Raw genomic sequence first — 19,557 nt, 5'->3', positions numbered from 1 at the left:
CGCTCGCAGACCATAGATCGGGCGCGGTGACCGGACTTTGTCGTCCGTGCGGGAATGTTTGTCAGTTGTGCGACGTGGTCGGCGTCGGCGCTGCGGGCGCTGACGGGCGCGGACAGACGGCACGCGGCGTAGGGCACGCGGCCCGCTCGTACTGACGTCGTGCCAGGTGGTGGCCGTGCAGCGATCCCCCGCCACGCCGTTCCAATGCGTTGCGCGGCGCCGCGGGACCCTGCGATGCTGAGGTCCGAACTGGCCATGTGGAGAGGCGACTTGTGAGGCAACGGACCGACGCGGCATCGCACCGGCCGCACAGTCGACGCAGACGAGCACTCCTCTCGTGAGTCCGGTCCTGGACACCGCGTCCGTACTGCCGAGGGACCGGGAGGAGACGGTCCGGCACGCGGTGTGGCAGTCCGTCGTGCCGGTCGAGATCGATCACCATCTACCGGCCCAGGACCTCTCGGTCCACATCGGGCTCGGCACCGTCGGTCCCCTCAGGATCTGCTCGGCACAGGCGACCGCGCTGACGGTGGAACGCACGGAGCGGCTGGCCCGGCAGGACGAGGAGCCGGCCGTCTTCCTCGGGCTGCAGCTGACAGGCACCAGCCTGGTGGCGCAGAACGACCGCCAGTCCCTGCTCGGGCCGGGCGACTTCGCCCTCTACGAGACGACGGCCCCGTACACGCTGCGCTTCGCGGAGGGCGTCGCCCACCACTTCATCCGGTTCCCGCGCGCCGCGCTGACACTCCCCGAGAGATCGCTTCGGGAGATCGCCGCAGTCCCTCTCCGCTCGGACAACCCCATCGCGCGCCTCGCCTCCGCCTACTTCTCCCAGCTGGCCACCAGCAAGGAACTGCGCCAAGACGCGCACGCCGGCCCGGTCCTGGACCCCAGCATCGAACTCGTCCGTGCCGTCGTGGCGTACCAGCTGGGCAGGCCGGACCAGGCCAGGGGCCCGTTGGAAGCGACCCTCGGCATGCGCATCACCCAGTACATGCGGGCCCGCCTGGCGGATCCTGACCTGTCGGCCGCACAGATCGCCGCGGCGCACGGCATCTCGGTCCGCCACCTCTACACGGTGCTGGCCCGGTCCGGTATCAGTCTCGGTGACTGGATTCGCTCGCACCGCCTGGCGGAATGCAGGCGCGAGCTGGCCGGCCCGGGCGCCCGGCTGCGCACGATCGCAGCCACGGGCCGCAGTTGGGGCTTCATGGACGCAACGCACTTCAGTAAGGTCTTCAAGCAGGCATACGGCATGTCACCGCGAGCCTGGCGCGACCAGAACCACCGCCGCCCTTCCGGCTGAGCCGCTGACAGGCAGCCGGCCCACCGGGAAGCCGCTGACCGACGTGACGGTGGGTCTCCGTGTGGCGGCCGGCCGGGGGTGCGGACGCGACGGCACGCGGTGTCATCCGGTCAGGTAGCCGCCGGAGACGTCGACGTCCGTTCCGACCAGGGGGGCCGCGTCGGCGGAGCCCAGCCACACCATCACCCGTGCCATCTCCTCGGCGGGGATGATGCGTTTGATCGGGTAGTCCTGGGCGATCTGCTCGTACGTCAGGCCGAACGCCTCCGCGGCCCGCCGCAGCATGGGGGTGTCCACGGCCCCCGGGGCGAACGCGGTCACGCGAATGCCGTCGGCGGCGTACTCCAGCGCGGTCACCTTCGTCAGTGAGGCCACCGCGTGCTTGCTGGCGTTGTACGGGGCGATCGTGGCGAACCCGACCTCCGCGGAGATCGACGCGGTGTTGACGATGATGCCGCCGCCCTGCGCGAGCATCCGCGGAATCTCGTACTTCATCCCGAGGAAGACGCCCGCGGTGTTGGTCCGCCACACGTCCGTCAGGTCGTGCAGCGACTGCTCGTGCAGGCGCACCGCGCGAGGGCTCTCCACGCCCGCGTTGTTGTACGCGACGTCCACGCGTCCGTACCGTTCGACGCAGGCGGCCACCAGGTTCTCGACGTCGGCCTCCTCGCGGACGTCGGCGCGCCGGTACGTGGCCTCCCCGCCGGACGCGCGGATGCGGGCCTCGACGCGGTGGCCGAGGTGGGCCCGGCGGCCGCAGAAGAAGACGCGGGCGCCCTCGGCCGCCATGAGCCGGGCCGCCGCCTCGCCGATGCCGGAGGTGGCGCCGGTGATGAGCACCACCTTGTCCGCGAGGCGTCCCGCCGGCCGGGTCGCCGCACTGTCCTGCTGCGTGCCGTGGGCGGCGGCGGGGCGCGGTACCGCCCCGGCCGCCACCCCCGCCGCTGTCGCCGCGAGGAGCCGGCGACGCGACGCCCGCGCGGATCCGCCGGGTAGGGAAGCGGGTCCGTGCGGGGTGGGTCTGTCAGCGAGAGGGCTGTCAGGCGTCGGTCCGTCAGGTGGGCGCATCGTGGTCAGCTCCGTTCGGCGAGACGGCCGGGCAGCGGGGCGAGCGGGTAGGTGCGCCAGAAGAACGCGTCCGCCGCGTGCTGGTCCCCCGCGTAGTTGACCACCTGGGCGATGCGGCGACCGCGGATCCGGAAGGCCAGCGCCCAGGTGATGTCCAGGCCGGCCGGTGTCGTGCTCCAGCCGCGGTGCAGGTCCACGACCCGGTCACCGTCGGCGGCGAGGAACAGGGTCTCCGCGCGGAATCCGGCGCGGCCCAGTTCGCGGAAGAAGGCCAGCACCTCCTCGACGCCCTCCTTGGTGCCCGCCAGCGGGTGGTGGCCAGGGATGGTCCACCGGATGTCCGGCGCGAAGAACGGCCGGAGTGCCTCCAGGTCGCCCGAACCGTACGCTTCGTAGTACCGCCGGATCAGCCGTACGTTGGGGTGCTCGGCCGCGCCCGGTGCCGCGTGCGCGCTCTGCCCGCCTGCCAGCGACGCGGCGACCAGCCCGGCCGCGCCGAGTCCCGCGCCGCGCAGCACGGCGGCCCTGTCCAGGGATTCGCCCATGGAATCGCTCCCGTCTGTTGGTCCGAGTGCGCGCGCAGGCCGGACGCGTGGTCTCCAACTCGGCCCCGGTGGCGCGCGGTTCAACGGAAGCAGCCGGGATCCGGTGCGGTCCAATACCCGTTCCCATACGCTTCGGGCATGGATGCGACACCCCGGACGGGAAGCCGGTGATGGACGTCGACACCAGGGTGCTGCGCTACTACCTGGCCGTGGCCGAGTACCTGAGTTTCACCCGGGCCGCCGAGCGGCTGTACGTGTCCCAGCCGTCGCTGAGCCGTCAGATCCAGCGGCTGGAGGAGGACCTGGGCACCCGGCTGTTCGAACGGAGCAGTCGGGAGGTGCGGCTCACCCCGGCCGGGGAGGCACTGCTGCCCTCGGCCCGGCAGATCGTGACGGACTGGACGCGTGCGACCCGGCAGGTGCGCACCACGGCCGCGGCCGGCGACCGCCTGCTGCGGATCGCGTTCGTGGCGACCGGCGCGGGCGCGTTCGGCAGGCGGGTCCGTGACGTCCATGCCGCCCGCCACCCGGACGTCACGCTGGAGCCGAAGCGGTTCGACTGGGGCGGGGAGGCCGAGGCGCTGCGGCAGGGGCTGGCCGATGTGGCCTTCGTCTGGCTGCCGACCGACCTGTCCGGGCTGCGCACGCAGGTCGTCGCGGAGGAGCCGCGGTGGGTGGCCATGGCTCGCACGCACCCGCTGGCGGAGCGGGCGGACGTCGGCGTACTGGACGTGGCCGACGAGCCGCTGATGTGGACCCGTAGGGCGCCCGCGGAGTGGGTCGACTGGTGGGCCGTCAACCCCCGGCCGGACGGGTCGGCGCCCCGGTGGGGACCCGAGAACGACAACGTCGAGGAGATGCTCGAACACGTCGCCACCGGCTCGGCGATCTGCTTCGGCACCGAGTCCATGGCGAGTTACTACTCGCACCCGGACCTCGTGTGGCGCCGGGTCAGGGACATCGAGCCGCTGCGGATCGCGGTGGCCTGGCCGGCCGGGGAACCGGGCCCGCTGGTACGGGACTTCCTCGCCACCGTACGGGAACTCGCCCGAAGGGACGGCGAAGGAGCCGGTGGGAGACCTACCTGATCCTCATCCGCTCACGCTCCCGCGGACTCCACCTCCAGCGGGAAGTGGCACAACGCCGTGTGGGTGTCGGCGGTTTCCTGTGTCCTGCGCACGACGAGCGGCGGCGCCTCGGTCGCGCACAGGTCCTCGGCGCGCCAGCACCGGGTGCGGAAGCGGCAGCCCGAGGGGATGTCGAAGGGCGAGGGAATCTCTCCCTTCAGCTGGATCTCCCGGTCACCGGTGGCGTGGGAGGCGTCCAGCACCGGGGCGGCCGACATCAGGGCCGCGGTGTAGGGGTGCTGGGGCCGGTCGAACACGTCCTCGGTCTCGCCGTGTTCGATGACCTTGCCGAGGTACATCACGGTCACCCGGTCCGCGATGTACCGCACCACGGACAGGTCGTGGGAGATGAACACGTAGGCCACGCCGAGGCGCTCGCGCAGGTCCGACAGGACGTTCAGCACCTGGGCCTGTACCGACAGGTCCAGGGCCGAGACCGGCTCGTCGCAGACGATGAGGTCGGGGTCCAGGGCCAGTGCCCGGGCGATGCCGATGCGCTGGCGCTGTCCGCCGGAGAACTCGTTGGGATACCGGTGGGCGTCGCCGTCGCGCAGACCGACCAGGGCCAGCAGTTCGCGGACGCGCTTCTCCCGCGCCTTCGCGCCGGGTACGACGTCCCGGTGGGTGCGCCAGGGCTCGCTGATCAGGTCGGCGGCCGACATGCGCGCGTTGAGCGAGGCGAAGGGGTCCTGGAAGACCATCTGGACGCGGCGGCGCCAGGCCAGCAGGTCCTTGCCGCGCAGGGCGAAGGGGTCGGTGCCGTCGAACCGTACCGTGCCCGCGTCCGGGCGTTCCAGGCCGAGCAGCACCCGGGCGAGGGTGGACTTGCCGCAGCCCGACTCGCCCACCAGTCCCAGGGTCTCGCCCTTGCCGAGCCGTACGTCCACTCCGTCCAGGGCGGTCAGCCGGCGGCGGCCGCCGCCGAAGGTCTTGGTGACGCCCCGGACCTCCAGCAGGGGCGGGGACTCCGCGGGTCCGCCGGCGCGGGGTCCTTCGGTGGCGGTGCTGGCGCTGGTCTCAGGCACGGATGAGCTCCTCGGAGAAATGGCAGGCGGCCGAGCGTCCGTCGCCCGTCGTGCGCAGCGGCGGCCGTTCCCGCACGCAGCGTTCGCGCACCATCGGGCAGCGGTCCTGGAAGACGCATCCGGACGGCACCGCGCTCAGTTCGGGCGGGCTGCCGGGTACGGCTGGCAACGGGCGTCCGCGTACGGCGTGTTCCGGAACCGAGTCGAGCAGTCCCCGTGTGTAGGGGTGGCGAGGGCCGGCGAAGACCTCGCGCACGGGCCCGTTCTCGACGACGGTGCCCGCGTACATCACGACGACGTCGTCCGCGCGCTGGGCGACCACGGCCAGGTCGTGCGTGATGAGGACGACCGCCATCTCCCGCTCGTCCTGGAGGTCCCGCAGCAGCCGCATGATCTGCGCCTGCACGGTGACGTCCAGCGCGGTGGTGGGTTCGTCGGCGATGAGCACGTCGGGGTCGAGGGCCACGGCCATCGCGATGAGCAGCCGCTGCCGCATGCCGCCGGAGAACTGGTGCGGGTAGGAGCGGGCCCGCTGCCGGGGTTCGGGGATGCCCACCCGGGTCATGAGCTCGATCGCCTTCTCGTGGGCCTGGCGCCGGGAGAGTCCGCGGTGGATACGGAACGGTTCGCCGATCTGCCGGCCGACGGGCTGTACCGGGTTGAGGGCGGTCAGGGCGTCCTGGAACACGATCGACAGCACCGGCCCGGCGAGCCGGCGTCGTTCCGCCGGGCTCATCCGCAGCAGGTCACTGCCCCTGACCCGGACGGCGCCGCCGGTCACGTCGGCCGCGGGGTCGAGCAGTCCCACGACCGACAGCGCCGTCATCGACTTGCCGCAGCCCGACTCGCCGAGGAGGGCCAGGGTGCGGCCGCGGCGGACGCTGAAGCTGACGCCGTCGACGGCGCGTACCCGCCCGGAGGGTGTGCTCAGATCGACGCAGAGTCCCTCGACGTCGAGGGCCGGGGTGTCCGCGGAGGGCGGCGAGGGCACGGCGGTGGTCGTCACGGGATCAGCTCCGGGGGTACGGCGGCGGAGGCACCGCGGCGTTTGGCGGGCAGCGTCAGCCGCCAGCGCTGTGCGGGGTCGGTGGCGATGCGGGCCCAGGCGGCGAGGACGGTGGCGGACACCGTGGTGAGCACGATGGCGAGCCCCGGGAGCACGGTGATCCACCAGGCGGTCTGGAGGTACTGCCGTCCCTGGGCGACCATCAGCCCCCAGCTGACGTCCGGCGGCTGGATGCCGATGCCGAGGAAACTCAGGGAGGACTCGGTGAGCATGACGAAGCAGAAGTCGAGGGTGGCGACCGTCAGCAGCGTCGGCAGCGCGATCGGGAGGATGTGCCGGCGGATGATGCTGCGGCTGGGTGTGCCGAAGGTCCGGGCGGCGTCGACGAACAGGCGGCTGCGCAGTTCGGCGGCCTCCGCCCGCGCGGTGCGCAGGTACACCGGGATACGGGCCACCGCGAGGATGAGTACGAGGTTCAGCGCGCTGGGCGAGAACACGTACAGGACGACCACCGCGATCAGCAGGGAGGGGAAGCTGAGGATCACGTCGGCGACGCGCATGGCGACGCTCTCCCGGCGGCCCCCGTGATAGCCGGCCCACAGGCCGAGGGCGGCGCCGACGAGCAGGGAGCACAGGACGGCCGGGACGGCCACGGACAGGGTCGTCGCGGCGGCGTCGATCAGGCGGGCCAGCACGCTGCGGCCCAGGACGTCGGTGCCGAGGAGTCCGTACACCCCGTCGCTCAGGGACGGTGGCCGCAGGGAGGCGTCCAGGTCCTGTCGCTGCGCGCGGTCACCGATGACGAGCCGGCCGAAGAGCGCCACGAGGGCGACCACGGCGAGGATGACGGCGCCTACGGCCGCCGCGCGGTCGCGGCCCAGCATGCGCCACCAGCTCGCCCGACGGGGCGTGCGGGAGGTGGCGTCCGCGGGGGAAGCGGCGGGGGCGGGGTCTTCGGTGGTGGTGGCGTCCCCGGTGGGCCGCTCTTCACTGGTCACGGTGCTTCCCTCACTCACGCCGGTACCGCCTGTCGTACACGGGGGTCGACCAGCGCGTGGCAGACGTCGACGAGGATGTTGAGCGCGAAGATCGTCACCGCGGTCAGGAGCACGGCCGCCTGGAGGACCGCGAAGTCGCGCTGGAGAATGGAGTCGATCATGAGTTTGCCGATGCCGGGCCAGCCGAAGATCGTCTCGACGATCACCGCGCCGTTGACCAGGCCCACCGCCAGGTCGCCCGCCACGGTCAGTACCGGCGTCACCGCGTTGCGCAGGGCGTGACCGAAGATCACCCGCCGGGGCGTGGCGCCCTTGCTGCGGGCGATCTTGACGTAGGGCGCGGAGAGCGCGGCGACCATGCTGCCGCGCACCACCTGGACCAGCACTCCGAAGGGCCGGATCAGCAGGGTGGCGATGGGCAGGACCCAGATCTCGGGTCCGCCGAGCGTGCCGGAGGTCGGCAGCCAGCCGAGGCTCACGCCGAAGACCAGCACGCCCATGATGGCGAACCAGAAGTCCGGGATGCTGGCGGCCGTCATCGACAGCAGGCTGGCGAAGCGGTCGGCCAGGGAGTTGGGCCGGTAGGCGGCCAGGCTGCCCACCAGTACCGCTCCGGTGATCGCGAGCAGCATCGTCACGCCGGCCAGTTGCAGAGTGACCGGGAAGGCGTCGAGCACCATCTCGGTCGCCGGCTGCCCGGTCCGCAGCGAGGTGCCGAAGTCCAGGTGCGCGGCGTCGGCGAGGTAGTTCCACAGTTGCGCCGGGATCGACAGGTCGAAGCCCTGGGCGGCGGAGAACTCCGCGCGCTGCTCGGCGGTGGCGCTCAGCGGGAGGTAGAGGTCGACCGGGCTGCCGGTCATCCGGGCCAGGAAGAAGACGCCGAGCACCACGCAGAACAGGGGTATGGCGCTGGAGAGGATGCGTTTGCGCAGGAAGGGGATCATGTCAGTCCTTCGCCGCCTCGGCCTGGCCGACCTCGGCCAGCCGCAGTTCGTCACCGGTGGCGGAGTTCGGCTCGTACCGGATCGACGGTGACAGTCCGAGCAGGCCGCTCATGTGGGCGATGTGGGTGTACTGGACCACCGTCTCGTTCTGGCGGGCGAGGAGACCGGCGAATGCCCTCTGCCGCTTCTCACCCGACAGCAGGCCCGCTGCGGCGATGCGCCGGTCGAGGTCCTTGCTGCCGAAGGTGGACTGCGGGCCGTCGCTGAGCAGGTACTGGCTGGCGGTGAAGGCCGCGTCACCGGCCTGGTTGCCGTGCATGATCAGCAGGGCGATGGGGCCGACGTCCTTCGGCAGTGGCCTGAGCTGGTACTGGAGCTGGGTGGCGGTGTCGGCCATGCGCACCCGTACGGTCAACCCGATCTGCTCCATCTGGTACTGGAGGGCCTCCGCGGTCTCGGACACTCCGGAGAACATGCCGTTGCGGGCGACGAGGGTGATGGTGCGGCCGGTGGGTACGCCGTCGGCCTTCGCCTCCTTCACCAGGGCCCTTGCCCTGGCCACGTCCTGCCGGGTCGGTTCGATCTCCTCACTGTGTCCGACCACTCCCGGCGGCACGAGCTGTCCGGCCGGTTCGGCCAGTCCGCCGAGCAGGGCGTCGACGATGCCCTGCCGGTCGACGGCCAGGTCGATCGCCCGGCGCACCCGCGGGTCGTCGAGCGGCGCCTCCCGGCCGTCGAGCCGCAGCGCCGTCGTCTCGTTGTTGGGATAGGCGGCGGTCGTCTCCTTGTCCGCCTCCATCGAGTCGAGCGCGACGGCGATCTCCGCCTCGTCCTTGTCGATCATGGCGGCCCGGACGCTGGCGTCACTGCGCCAGACATAGCGGGCCCGGGGGAAGTCGGCGGCTTCGCCCCAGTAGTCGTCGTAGCGGGTGAGATCGATCGCGGCTCCGGCCTGCCAGGAGCGCACGGCATAGGGGCCGGTGCCGATCGGTACGCGCACCTTCGCCCCGGTGCCGGTGGAGCGCGGCACGATCTCCACGAAGCTCAGGCGCAGCGGCAGGATGGGGTCGGGCTCGGCCGTGGTGACGGTCAGCCGGTTGTCGTCGACCGCCTCCACCTTCAGGTCGTCGTCGCCGAAGACATACCCCTCGACGTTGCAGGCGAGGTCGGAGTTGACCGCCCGGTCGATGGAGAAGGCGGCGTCCTCGGCGGTGAACGGCCTGCCGTTCTGGAAGGTCACCCCGCTGCGGGTGTCGAAGCTCCAGGTGCGGGGCCCGGTCTGCTTCCAGGCGGTCGCGAGCAGAGGGTGCAGGTCGCCCGAGGCGGGATCACGTTCGACCAGGGGCTCGGTGATGTTGGAGCGGACGACGACGCCGGTATCGGTCAGCGACGCCTCACAGGGCTCCAGCGTCGGCGGTTCCTGGGTAAGCACCACGCGCAGGGTGCGGCCGTCGGCCCGCCCGGCATCGCCACCGGCGCTGTTGGCCACGGCGCAGCCACTGGACACCAGCACCGTGCCCGCCAACAGCATCGTCATCGTCGTTCGGGACCGCCGTCGTCCGGGCGGAGGGGAGGAAACGGGGGACTTCATCGTCGGCGTATCTCCGGGGGAGTGCTGATGTGTCGCGATCCGAGTTCGGGCCGGGCCTCCTGAGCTGTTTACACTGACGCACTCGGTCCGCATCTGTGAACGCCGAAGCTAAACCGGCACCGTGGCAGCGTCAAGACATGCGCGGGGGTGGATCTCCTGCGGAAGTCACCGTGCCGGCCCACGGACGTGGCGGGGATCTCCCGGAATGGTCCCGCGGTGGCGGCGCAACCGTCACCGCCCGTCGCCACCCCACCACCCTCCGGCCCCATGCGGACACCGAGAACGTCACGGACACCTCGCGGGCGACCTGCCCTGAACAACCTCAAGAGGTCCCTCACGGAAGGGGTCCCGCTCGCTCCCGTCCCGTAGCCTGCGGCGCCCCTCCGGAGGGACGGCGGGGCTCGGCCATTGACAGTTCCACCGGCGGCTGTCTACAAATGAGAACGCCGACTACATATGAGGATGGCTTGATGGCAGGGAACGCAGCACGCATCGCCGACGTCACCGTGACCCCCGTAGCCTTCCGGGACCCTCCCCTGCTCAACACGGTCGGGGTGCACGAGCCCTACGCGCTGCGGACGATCGTGGAGATCACCACGGAGTCCGGTGTCACCGGCGTCGGCGAGACCTACGGCGGCACACTCCATCTGGAACGGCTGCGCCGTGCCGCCGGGGAGCTGACGGGCCTGGACGTCTGGAGCCTCAACGACCTCGTCGCCCGCACCACGCGCGCGCTGGGGGCGGACACCACCGGCGGTGACGGCATGTCCGGGATGGTCACCGGCAGCAGCGCCGTGGACCGGGTGATGTCGCCGTTCGACGTCGCCTGTCTGGACATCCAGGGCAAGCTGATCGGCAGGCCGGTCAGCGACCTGCTGGGCGGCGCGGTGCGCCCCTCGGTCCCGTACAGCGCCTACCTCTTCTACAAATGGGCCGGACACCCCGGGCAGGACGACGACGACTGGGGCGCCGCCCTCGACCCGGCGGGCCTCGTCGAACAGGCCCGACGCATGATCGACACGTACGGCTTCTCCTCCATCAAGCTCAAGGGCGGTGTCTTCCCTCCGGACGAGGAGATCGCGGCGGTCAGGGCCCTCCGCACGGCCTTCCCCGACCTGCCGCTGCGCCTCGACCCGAACGCCGGCTGGAGTACGCGGACGTCACTGCGTGTCGCGCGCGAACTGGACGGGGTCCTGCAGTACCTGGAGGACCCGACCGAGGGCCTCGACGCCATGGCCGCCGTGGCCGCGGGGACACCGACGCCCCTGGCGACCAACATGTGCGTCGTCTCCTTCGACGACCTCGCCCCGGCCGTGGCGCGGGGGTCCGTGGGCATCGTCCTGTCCGACCACCACTTCTGGGGCGGCCTGCGGCGCTGCGCGCAGCTCGCCGCGATCTGCGACACCTTCGGACTGGGCCTGTCGATGCACTCCAACTCCCATCTGGGCATCAGCCTCGCGGCGATGACACACCTGGCCGCCGCCACCCCGCGCCTCACCTACGCCTGCGACACGCACACACCGTGGAAGCAGCCGGACGAGGACGTCGTGGACACCGGGGTACTGCGGTTCAAGGAGGGCCGCGTCACCGTGCCGACCGCGCCGGGCCTCGGCGTGGAACTGGACCGGGACGCGCTCGCCCGGCTGCACCAGCAGTACCTCGACTGCGGGCTGCGCGACCGCGACGACACCGGCTACATGCGCCGCGTCGACCCGTCCTTCTCGACCGAGACCCCCCGGTGGTGACCCGACCGTGCGCATCATGCTCAACCACCGCATCCTGAGCCGCTTCCACGAACCCCTCAAAGCCCGCACGGAGGGCGCGCACACCTGGCTGGAGTCCTTCGACTGGAGCGCGGCACGTCTCTCCGAGGCCATCGAGGACGTCGAGGTGTACGTCGGTTCGCAGCTGCGCGCCGAGGACGCGCGGCGCGCCGGACGGCTCCGGCTCGTCCACGTCGTCGGCGCGGGCTACGACGGCATCCCGCTGGACGCGCTCGGTCCGGACGTGTCCGTCACGACCACCCACCATCACGGCCGTTCCATCGCCGAGCACGTGCTCATGTCCGTCATGATGCTGTCCCGCGACGTCCTCGGCGCCGACCGGGCGCTGCGGGCCGGCCACTGGCGCAACGTGGCCGTCGATCCTGACCTGCCGTTCGGCAGGACGCTCCAGGGCCGCCGGGTGGGCATCATCGGGTTCGGCGAGACCGGCACCGAGGTCGCCAGGCTGTGCCAGGCGGTGGGTCTGCGGGTGCGTGCCGTGCGCCGCGACCCGGCCGCGCCGGTCCCCGAGGACCTGCGTACCGACTGGATCGGCGGCAACGAACGGCTGCCCGAGCTGCTGGCCGAGTCCGACGTCGTGGTGGTCACGGTCCCCCTCGGCCCCTCGACCCGCGGGCTGATCGGCCGCCCGGAACTGGCGGCCATGGGACCCACGGCCCTGCTCGTCAACGTGGCCCGCGGCCCGGTGGTCCAGGAGGAGGCGCTCTACGAGGCACTCGACTCCGGTGTCATCGCGGGAGCCGCGCTCGACGTGTGGTGGTCCGGTCCGCCGCAGGCACCCAGTCGGCTGCCGTTCCACCGCCTGCCCAACGTGGTGATGACCCCGCACCACTCGGGCCACACCGGTGACACCTTCGCCGCCCGCGCGGCGGAGATCGCCGACAACATCAACCGACTGCAACAGGGCCGGCCGCTCGCCAACGTGGTCCGCGCCGCCGTCCCCGCGGCGACCTGACCCGGCGCCCGCACCCCGCACCCCGGGCCCCGGACCGTCGGATGCTCCGTCCCACGGCGGCCCCGGTCGGCCCGGGTCCGTCGCGCCCGCCCACCCGGCCTCATCCGCCGGTCCTGCCCTTCCGCCGTTCCGCTGTTCCAGGAGTTGGAGACACTCATGCTCGAAGGCGTCCTCTTCTTTCCCGTCACCCCCTTCACCGACATCGGCGAGGTCGACCTCGACGCTCTGCGCCAGCACGTGGCGACCGGAGTCGAGGCAGGCCCCGGCGGCGTGTTCGTCGCCTGCGGCACCGGCGAGTTCCACGCCCTGGACGTCGAGGAGTTCACCGCGGTGGTACGGACCGCCGTCGACGCGGCGGCCGGACGGGTCCCGGTGTACGCGGGGGCCGGCGGCGCGCTCGGGCTGGCCCGGCGGTTCGCCCGGGCCGCGGCGGCGGCCGGCGCGGACGGCCTGCTGCTCATGCCGCCCTATCTGGTCGAGTCGCCTGCCGACGGACTCGTCGCGTACACCCGGGAGGTGGCCCGGGAGACCGCCCTGCCCGTGATCGTCTACAACCGGGCGAACGCGCGATTCGACGAGCGGACGGCCGCGGAGGTGGCGCAACTCCCCACGGTCACCGGCCTCAAGGACGGCACCGGCGACCTCGATCTCGTGGCTCGCGTCATCCCCGCCGTGCGTGAGGCGCTCAGCCCGTCCGGCAAGGACTTCCAGTTCTTCAACGGCATGCCCACCGCGGAGGCGAGCCAACCGGCCTACCGGGCCCTGGGCGTGAAGCTGTACTCCTCCGCCGCGTTCGCCTTCGCCCCCGACATCTCCCTCGCCTTCCACCGGGCCTTGGAGGAGGGCGACCACCAACGGGTCGACGCGCTGCAGCGAACCTTCTTCCACCCCATGGTCAGGCTGCGCAAGCGGGTTCCCGGCTACGCGGTGGCCCTGGTGAAGGCGGGTGTCACCCTCGAAGGGCTCAAGGCCGGTCCGGTCCGCCCACCGCTCACGTCCCTCGACGCACAGGAGGTCGAGGAACTGTCGGCCATCATCGCGGCGGGGCGTGCCGTACTCGCCCCATGAGCAAAGCTGGACACGACCCGTGAACAAGGCTGGACAAGGCCCCGTGAACAAAGCTGGACAAGGGTGAGCATGGCGGGCGGTCGCGACGGCGAGGACGGTCACAGGAGACTCAGTCGTCGCTTCTCCTGTTCTCGTTCCGCAGGAACGTCTGGCGTGCCCAGAGACTGAGCAGCGCCGTCCCGCCGACCAGCAGCGGCACCGGGTCACGGTCAGGAGGAGCCACCACATAGCCCAGCGCGGTGACCGTGCAGACCGTCAGGGGAAGGAACGCGGCCACCCCCTCCGTCCCCCATCGCAACGTCGGCTGGGCAGTGCCGAGGACGCTCGCCCCGCCCGGCAGCCAGGCGCCGACAGCCAGCACCAGCAGGCCCGCGGTGGCGCAGCTGTCGGCCAGCAGACAGGACATCGCCGCGGGGTCATGGGGGCCGGCCGTCCACAGTCGCAGGGTGTCCCCGGTCAGCATGAGGGACAGCCCGAGGATCCCCACCCCCACGGCGGCCCGCTGATGGCCGGGCACGAGGCGGCGCAGGGTGAACAGAACGCTGAGGATCACGACCTCCGTGGTCCAGAGGCCACCGATCATCCCCAGCCGCCAGCCGTCGACGGTCCCGCGCAGCAGGACCCACCCCGACATGAACACGGCCCCGGCGGTGATGACCCCGTCCAGCACGCGCCGCAGCAACGCGTGCCGGCCTTTCCCGGCGTCGGCCGCGACCACGAGACCTGCCATACCCAGGCCGACCGCCAGCGTCACCGCGGTGATCACCACGGAACCGAGCAGTGATCGCTCGTCGGGTCCCGAGCCCGGAGGGTGGACCGACAGCACCTCGACCGCCCCGCGGTACACACCCCCGGCCACCGCCGAACCCCCCAGCATCAGCAGACGTCTCCGCATCCGTCCACCCGCCCCGAACGCGCGGAGGCACAGGGAGACGGCCAGCCCCCAGCACCCGGTGGAGGGCCCGAACGCCATCGTCCGCACCGCCACGTTCCCGGCCCCCCGCGGGCCGCTGAAGGTCAGTACCGCTCCCACCAGACAGGCCATGGCCACCGCGCCCCAGACCCACGCGCTCGCCCGCAGGGGTTTTCCCGCAGCCCTCGGATCCATTGTGCGACCGTAGAAGACCCGTCACCTGCGCGAACCGAACAATCCGCTCATTCACTCGTAGTGTGTAAAGGGTGCGGAGCACTGACCCTCGGCGCTGCGCGTCGCGGGTCGGGGAGTGTGAGCGCCGAGTAGGCCGGTCGTGCCGTCGCGGAGGGCAGGGTGACGAGGTGACGCAGCCGGGCGTCGCGCCGCTCCAGAGCCCGCGCCGTGGTGGGGAGGAGGGTGGCCGCCCCGTTGTCGGCCAGTGCCTGATTCATGGTGACGAACTCGCGAAGACCGCTTTCGTAGGCGGCGAAGGCCGCGGTGTGGTCCGGGTTCGTGGCCAGGGCGTGGGCGAGCATGTAGGCGCCGACCAGCGCGAGGCTCGACCCCTGTCCGGTGAGGAACGAGGGTGCGTACGCGGCGTCGCCGACGAGCGCGACACGGCCGCTGGACCAGTGGGGCATGCGGATCTGCCCGGCCATGTCGAAGAAGAGGTCGTCCGCTTCGCGCATGGCGTCGACCATGCCGGAGATCTCCCATCCCGCGCCGGCGAACGTCGACGCGACCAACTCCCGTTGGGTGCCCGGGTTCCGCAGGGCGTCGGACGGCGGCACCGGCCGGTGGAAGGTCAGCAGGGCGTGCAGCTCGTGGTGGTCCCCGACGGCGTAGAGGGCTGCGGCCCTTCCCGGGCTGTTCCACAGCATGACCTCGCGGGAGAGCCCGAGGGAGTTCGGCATGGTGAAGAGGGCGAAGCAGTGGCCGAGGTAGCGGTGGAACCGTTCCTCGGGACCGAACAGCAGCTCCCGGGTCTGTGAGTGCATACCGTCAGCGCCCACCACCAGGTCGAACGTGCGACCGTGCCCGCTGCGGAACGTGACATCAACCCCTTCATCGGACTGGTCGAGGGTGGCGACGGAGTCGTCGAACAGGAATTCCACGTCGTCACGGACCAGCTCGTGGAGGGCCGTGGCGAGATCTCCGCGGCGTACTTCGAGGTCCCGTTCCTCGACACTGCCTGCGACCGTGCTCGGTCTGACCGAGGCGATCTCACGGCCGTCGGCGGTGAGGAAGGTGCAGCGAAGCGAGTCGATGTGCGCGTCCCGCAGTCGTGGCAGCAGGCCCATCCGCCGGACCACTTCCGCCGCGGTCCCGCGGACGTCGACGGGGTACCCGCCGTCGCGCACTCCGCCCGCCTTCTCCACCACGGTGACCTCGAATCCGGAGCGGTGCAGCCAGTACGCCAGTGCGGGTCCGCAGATGCCCGCCCCGGAGATCAGGACCCTGCGCCGTGCGGCAGTACGCACATCCCTCGACAGTCCGGACGGTGTCATGCCTGGACTCCTTTCTTCGTGAGTCGGACGACGAGCAGTGACAACGCGGCGACCAGGCCGGCGACGGTGAACCCTGTGACGAAGGCCGACTCCGCCGGCAGGCCCGTCATGGGTTCGGCCCCGGCATCGAGGATCGCGCCGGCGACCTGGGCGCCCACGGCGACGCCGATCACGCGCGTGACCACGAGCAGGCCGGTGGCGATACCGATGTCCTTCGTCCCGACAGCGGTGGCGGTTCCGGCGAGCAGCGCCGTGGTGCCCACTCCCGCGGCGAACGCGGTCAGCGCCTTCGCGACGACGAGCTGCCAGTGCGCGGTGTGCAGCGACGCCAGCGCGATCATCGTGGCCGCCGTGACGACGGCGCCCGCCACGACCACGACACGCGGACCAAGACGCCGCGCCGCGATCCCGCCGACGGAATCGCTGACCGCCCCGGCGATCGCGCCGGGCAGCAGGAACAGTCCGATGTCGGTGGTGCCGGCTCCGAAGCCGTACCCGTCGCCCGACACCGCGAACAACTGCGGGAGCAGGAACAGCACCATGCCGGAACTGCTGGTGATGACGAGAGTGAGCACGCACGCGTGCCACATCGCCGGCTGCGCCAGCATGCGCAGATCCACCATGGGCGAGGCCGCCCGGCGCTCGACGACAACCCACCCGGCGGCGAGGGCGACCACGACCACGACGATGGCACCGACCGCGAGCGGCGGCACGCCACCGTCCCTCGTCACCGTCACGAGTCCGAGCATGAAAGCGAGCAAGGCGGCACTCAGGAGTACCGTGCCGGGCCAGTCGATCCCGTCGTCCGAGTGGACCGGTGGATCATGCGGCATCAGCCATGTCACGACCGCCGTGGCCGCGACGACCGCGATCGTCGGCAGGGCGAACATCCACTGCCAGGACAGTCCTTCCGCGATCGGCCCGGCACACAGCGTTCCCACCATGCTGCCGCTCGTGAACAGCGCGACGACGAGCCCGATGGCCGCCTGTGACTCCTTCGGCGTGAGGTGTTTGCGCACCAGGATGAACGAAAGGGGCAGCGCACCCACCATGACGCCCTGCAACACCTGGCCGAGCAGCAACACCGGCAGGTTCGGCGCCAGACTGGCCGACAGACCACCGGCCGAGACCACCGCCATCAGCCATACCAGTACCCGCTTTCCGCCGTAGCGGTCGCCAAGTTTCCCTGCGACAGGGGTGATGACCGCGCCGGTGATGAGCAGTGTGTTGCCGATCAGCGCCCCTTCGGCGGGGCTGACCCTCAACTCCTGCTGCAGCAGCGGGAGCGCCGGCTCCACCACTGACTGCAGGGTGCCGAGAGCGAGGGCCAGTACGCCGAGGGCACTGATCGACAGCCTCCCGAGAACAGTCGCCACCTGCTGATCACTCCAGACGCCATTGGGCAAGAGGAATGCGCGAGATCCCGCGCGCCTCCCACACTCCCCCCGCGGCGCCCTGCCGGGCATCGTCCCCCGCAGCCGTCTCGACCTGGTGCGCCCGGACCGTCCAGCTACCTGTCCTGGTGCCTGCGCACTACGAGCCGGCGCGGGCCGCGACGGGGTGGGACGGCCCGCGCTGCTTCAAGTGCCGGTCCAGGAACCGGCACCCGTCCTCCAGCTCGAACCACGGGGTGCCGGTGTGTCCTCCCGGATTGGCGTGCAGCGTCTTCTCCTTGCTGCCGAAAGCCTCGAACAGCTCCAGGGCCCGTTGCCGGGGGTTCCCTTCGTCGTCCCACTGCAACAGGAACAGCAGCGGAACGGTGAGCTGCCGGGCCTCCTCGCGCTGGGCACGGGGCACGTATCCCCCGGCGAAGAAGCCCGCGGCGGCGATGCGTGGCTCGGCCACCGCCAGCCGGATGCCGAGGGCGGCCCACCCCCCGGAGTACCCGACCGGGCCGCAGAGACCGGGCAGTTCGAGGAGGGCGTCCAGCGTGGTCCGCCACTCCGGGACCGCGTTGTCGACCAGGGGACCGACGAGGGACTCCATGATCTCGTCGACCGGCTCACCGGCCCGCACCGCCCGCCGGAGGTCGGCCCGGACCTGCTCGTCGGCGGCGGAACGGGGGCGGTCCCCGCACCCGGCGGCGTCGATGGTGGCCACCGCGTAGCCGCGCGCCGCGGTGTACCGGGCCCGGGCCACCAGCCGGGGATCGGCTTTGGGCAGGCCGTTGTTGTGGGCCATCAGGACCAGCGGGACCGATGCGGATCCGGGTGTCCAGGATCCGGGTGACCAGAGGGTGCCGGGGATCTCGCCGAGGGTGAATTCGCGTTCGAGGACGCCGTCGTCGAGGCGCGTCGAGGAAGTGAACTGCATGGTCGTGCCTTTCGGGAGTACACCTGACGGCGCTCCCGGACGACCTATCGCCCGACCGTGACCCCGGAGGGAAGCACCCATGTCGATACTGCGTTCACGGGTACCACCTCCTCGTTCTCTCGCACGGCCTCCCGGAGGTTAGCAACGGTCACCGTGGCCCGCCAGCGAGTTCCGCGGCGGAAGCCCTCTCGGCCGGCAGGCGTGACCCGCGTCACACGCGGCTCCTGTCAGCAACAGGGGTGCCGTCTCGTTCGAAGGGCACGCGAACGAGACAGGAGCACCGCCATGAAGCACCGCATCGTCGTACTCGGCGCCGGATACGCCGGGGCCTTCGCCGCCGGCAACCTGGCCCGGCGGCTCTCCCCCGCCGACACCGAGATCACCGTCGTCAATGCCGTGCCCGACTTCGTCGAGCGGATGCGGCTCCACCAGCTCGCGATCGGCCAGGACATCGCGTTCCGCCCGCTCGCCGACGTGTTCGCGGGCACCGGGGTGCGGCTGCGCCTGGCGCGCGTCACCGGCATCGACCCCGAGCGCCGGACCGTCGCCGTGCGTACCGAGGACGGCGACGGCGAGCTCGCGTACGACACGCTCCTCTACGCGCTCGGCAGCTCCGTAGCCCACAACGGTGTCCCCGGCGTGGCCGAGTACGCCTTCGATGTGGCCGGCCGGTCCTCGGCACTGCGGCTGCGCGAGCGCCTCGCGGGCCTGCGTGAGGGCGGCACTGTGCTGGTCGTCGGCGAAGGGCTGACCTGCACGGCATCGCCGCCACGGAACGGCTGACGCGCCTCAACGGTGCCTGGCGGCAGTACGCACCCGACGCGCCGGTCGCCCACTCGTGGTGACCGGTGACCGGTGACCGGTGACCGGTGACCGGTGACGGCTGACGGGTGACGGGTGACCACAGTCGCCGCCCTTCAGCGACCTGGCGGCGACGGCCGTCAGGCGTCGAAGCGGTGGCGCGCGTCCTCGATGTGACTGAGGTACTGGTGGGTCCAGTCGCACATGGCGTCCACCGTGGTGCGCAGTGCCCTGCCCGGCTCGGTGAGGGTGTACTCGACCCGTGGCGGCACGGTGGGGTGCACCTTTCGCTCGACCAGGCCGTAGCGCTCCAGCATGCGCAGGTTCTGGGTGAGCATCTTGTGGCTGATGCCCTCCACCTCGTTGCGCAACTCGCTGAAGCGCCGGGTGCCTTCACCGATCGCCTCGATGATCAGGAGCGCCCATTTGTTGGCCACGTCCGAGAAGATCTCCCGCGCCAGGGAGTCCGCGCGCCGCAGGTCGGCGTCCTCGGGCAGGCCCTTGAGCAGCTGCTTGGTCCCCATCAGGCTCCCCAGTCACCGAAAATGCGTTCTTCCAGGTCAACTCTCACTCTCCTACAGTTCCTGAGTAACGACAAGAGAGCA

At 71.5% G+C, this 19,557-nt stretch carries 17 protein-coding genes and 1 pseudogene; 6 read left to right on the top strand and 12 right to left on the bottom strand.

From position 1 onward, the window contains the following. Positions 1-337: 337 nt before the first annotated feature. Complete coding sequence (locus tag ACFYXC_RS19570) at positions 338-1,306, top strand: helix-turn-helix domain-containing protein (protein WP_389553180.1); 969 nt, start codon at positions 338-340, stop codon at positions 1,304-1,306. Between the two features lie 102 nt (positions 1,307-1,408). Here ACFYXC_RS19570 and ACFYXC_RS19565 read toward each other — a convergent pair whose 3' ends face one another. Both ACFYXC_RS19565 and ACFYXC_RS19560 read right to left on the bottom strand, forming a co-directional pair. After that, the gene (locus ACFYXC_RS19565) at positions 1,409-2,242 is read right to left on the bottom strand and encodes an SDR family NAD(P)-dependent oxidoreductase (protein WP_389553178.1); all 834 of its coding nucleotides are present in this window, start codon (positions 2,240-2,242) and stop codon (positions 1,409-1,411) included. Between the two features lie 137 nt (positions 2,243-2,379). Beyond that, entirely contained in the window at positions 2,380-2,919 is a 540-nt protein-coding gene (locus ACFYXC_RS19560) for a nuclear transport factor 2 family protein (RefSeq protein ID WP_389553176.1), read from the bottom strand. Positions 2,920-3,089: 170 nt separating this feature from the next. Here ACFYXC_RS19560 and ACFYXC_RS19555 point away from each other — a divergent pair, with 170 nt between their 5' ends. After that, entirely contained in the window at positions 3,090-4,007 is a 918-nt protein-coding gene (locus tag ACFYXC_RS19555; protein WP_389553174.1) for a LysR family transcriptional regulator, read from the top strand. A gap of 11 nt (positions 4,008-4,018) precedes the next feature. Here ACFYXC_RS19555 and ACFYXC_RS19550 read toward each other — a convergent pair whose 3' ends face one another. The 5 genes from ACFYXC_RS19550 to ACFYXC_RS19530 are packed head-to-tail and all read right to left on the bottom strand — an operon-like array spanning position 4,019 to position 9,556. Beyond that, positions 4,019-5,071, bottom strand: coding sequence for an ABC transporter ATP-binding protein (locus tag ACFYXC_RS19550; RefSeq protein ID WP_389553172.1), 1,053 nt, complete (start codon positions 5,069-5,071; stop codon positions 4,019-4,021). After that, on the bottom strand, positions 5,064-6,077 hold the full coding sequence (locus ACFYXC_RS19545; RefSeq protein WP_388909513.1) for an ABC transporter ATP-binding protein: 1,014 nt from the start codon (positions 6,075-6,077) through the stop codon (positions 5,064-5,066). Before ACFYXC_RS19545 ends, ACFYXC_RS19550 begins: the two co-directional genes overlap by 8 nt. Further along, positions 6,074-7,075: an ABC transporter permease gene (locus ACFYXC_RS19540; RefSeq protein WP_389553169.1), complete on the bottom strand. Its 1,002-nt coding sequence runs from the start codon at positions 7,073-7,075 to the stop codon at positions 6,074-6,076. Before ACFYXC_RS19540 ends, ACFYXC_RS19545 begins: the two co-directional genes overlap by 4 nt. 14 nt (positions 7,076-7,089) lie before the next feature. Then, positions 7,090-8,019, bottom strand: a complete 930-nt coding sequence (locus tag ACFYXC_RS19535) for an ABC transporter permease (protein WP_389553167.1) — start codon at positions 8,017-8,019, stop codon at positions 7,090-7,092. A gap of 1 nt (position 8,020) precedes the next feature. Further along, complete coding sequence (locus ACFYXC_RS19530) at positions 8,021-9,556, bottom strand: ABC transporter substrate-binding protein (protein ID WP_389553165.1); 1,536 nt, start codon at positions 9,554-9,556, stop codon at positions 8,021-8,023. 524 nt (positions 9,557-10,080) lie between these two features. Between ACFYXC_RS19530 and ACFYXC_RS19525 the strand changes: the two genes are divergently transcribed. From ACFYXC_RS19525 to ACFYXC_RS19515, 3 genes are all read left to right on the top strand, one after another. Further along, a complete protein-coding gene (locus ACFYXC_RS19525; RefSeq protein WP_389553163.1) occupies positions 10,081-11,355 on the top strand; it encodes a glucarate dehydratase family protein in 1,275 nt (424 codons plus the stop codon). A 16-nt stretch (positions 11,356-11,371) separates the two neighbouring features. Beyond that, positions 11,372-12,349, top strand: coding sequence for a 2-hydroxyacid dehydrogenase (locus ACFYXC_RS19520; protein WP_389553161.1), 978 nt, complete (start codon positions 11,372-11,374; stop codon positions 12,347-12,349). Between the two features lie 144 nt (positions 12,350-12,493). Then, positions 12,494-13,417 carry a 5-dehydro-4-deoxyglucarate dehydratase gene (locus tag ACFYXC_RS19515; RefSeq protein WP_389553159.1) on the top strand — a complete coding sequence of 308 codons (924 nt, stop codon included), beginning with the start codon at positions 12,494-12,496 and terminating at the stop codon, positions 13,415-13,417. A 109-nt stretch (positions 13,418-13,526) separates the two neighbouring features. Here ACFYXC_RS19515 and ACFYXC_RS19510 read toward each other — a convergent pair whose 3' ends face one another. From ACFYXC_RS19510 to ACFYXC_RS19495, 4 genes are all read right to left on the bottom strand, one after another. Next, the gene (locus tag ACFYXC_RS19510; protein ID WP_389553157.1) at positions 13,527-14,525 is read right to left on the bottom strand and encodes a hypothetical protein; all 999 of its coding nucleotides are present in this window, start codon (positions 14,523-14,525) and stop codon (positions 13,527-13,529) included. 47 nt (positions 14,526-14,572) lie between these two features. Continuing rightward, a complete protein-coding gene (locus tag ACFYXC_RS19505) occupies positions 14,573-15,838 on the bottom strand; it encodes an FAD-dependent monooxygenase (RefSeq protein ID WP_389553155.1) in 1,266 nt (421 codons plus the stop codon). Continuing rightward, positions 15,835-17,214 carry an MFS transporter gene (locus tag ACFYXC_RS19500; protein WP_389553153.1) on the bottom strand — a complete coding sequence of 460 codons (1,380 nt, stop codon included), beginning with the start codon at positions 17,212-17,214 and terminating at the stop codon, positions 15,835-15,837. Before ACFYXC_RS19500 ends, ACFYXC_RS19505 begins: the two co-directional genes overlap by 4 nt. A gap of 157 nt (positions 17,215-17,371) precedes the next feature. After that, entirely contained in the window at positions 17,372-18,151 is a 780-nt protein-coding gene (locus tag ACFYXC_RS19495) for a dienelactone hydrolase family protein (protein ID WP_389553151.1), read from the bottom strand. A 285-nt stretch (positions 18,152-18,436) separates the two neighbouring features. On the opposite strand from ACFYXC_RS19495, the pseudogene ACFYXC_RS19490 reads away from it, so the two are divergent. Beyond that, positions 18,437-18,904: pseudogene (locus tag ACFYXC_RS19490) on the top strand (FAD-dependent oxidoreductase); the annotation flags it as partial. Between the two features lie 188 nt (positions 18,905-19,092). Here the strand turns inward: ACFYXC_RS19490 and ACFYXC_RS19485 are convergent. Then, on the bottom strand, positions 19,093-19,476 hold the full coding sequence (locus tag ACFYXC_RS19485; RefSeq protein ID WP_389553149.1) for a winged helix-turn-helix transcriptional regulator: 384 nt from the start codon (positions 19,474-19,476) through the stop codon (positions 19,093-19,095). Positions 19,477-19,557 lie beyond the last annotated feature (81 nt).

Source organism: Streptomyces sp. NPDC002701 (assembly GCF_042889045.1).
In the GTDB taxonomy this organism is placed as follows: Bacteria; Actinomycetota; Actinomycetes; order Streptomycetales; family Streptomycetaceae; genus Streptomyces.
This window is presented reverse-complemented; position numbering and strand designations above follow the sequence as displayed.

Bases quoted from the DNA above. Each gene is read 5' to 3' on its own strand.
- ACFYXC_RS19520 (WP_389553161.1), top strand. From the start codon at position 11,372: ATGCTCAACCACCGCATCCTGAGCCGCTTCCACGAACCCCTCAAAGCC.
- ACFYXC_RS19505 (WP_389553155.1), bottom strand. From the start codon at position 15,838: ATGACACCGTCCGGACTGTCGAGGGATGTGCGTACTGCCGCACGGCGC.
- ACFYXC_RS19555 (WP_389553174.1), top strand. From the start codon at position 3,090: ATGGACGTCGACACCAGGGTGCTGCGCTACTACCTGGCCGTGGCCGAG.
- ACFYXC_RS19535 (WP_389553167.1), bottom strand. From the start codon at position 8,019: ATGATCCCCTTCCTGCGCAAACGCATCCTCTCCAGCGCCATACCCCTG.
- ACFYXC_RS19525 (WP_389553163.1), top strand. From the start codon at position 10,081: ATGGCAGGGAACGCAGCACGCATCGCCGACGTCACCGTGACCCCCGTA.
- ACFYXC_RS19510 (WP_389553157.1), bottom strand. From the start codon at position 14,525: ATGGATCCGAGGGCTGCGGGAAAACCCCTGCGGGCGAGCGCGTGGGTC.
- ACFYXC_RS19560 (WP_389553176.1), bottom strand. From the start codon at position 2,919: ATGGGCGAATCCCTGGACAGGGCCGCCGTGCTGCGCGGCGCGGGACTC.
- ACFYXC_RS19530 (WP_389553165.1), bottom strand. From the start codon at position 9,556: ATGACGATGCTGTTGGCGGGCACGGTGCTGGTGTCCAGTGGCTGCGCC.
- ACFYXC_RS19485 (WP_389553149.1), bottom strand. From the start codon at position 19,476: ATGGGGACCAAGCAGCTGCTCAAGGGCCTGCCCGAGGACGCCGACCTG.
- ACFYXC_RS19495 (WP_389553151.1), bottom strand. From the start codon at position 18,151: ATGCAGTTCACTTCCTCGACGCGCCTCGACGACGGCGTCCTCGAACGC.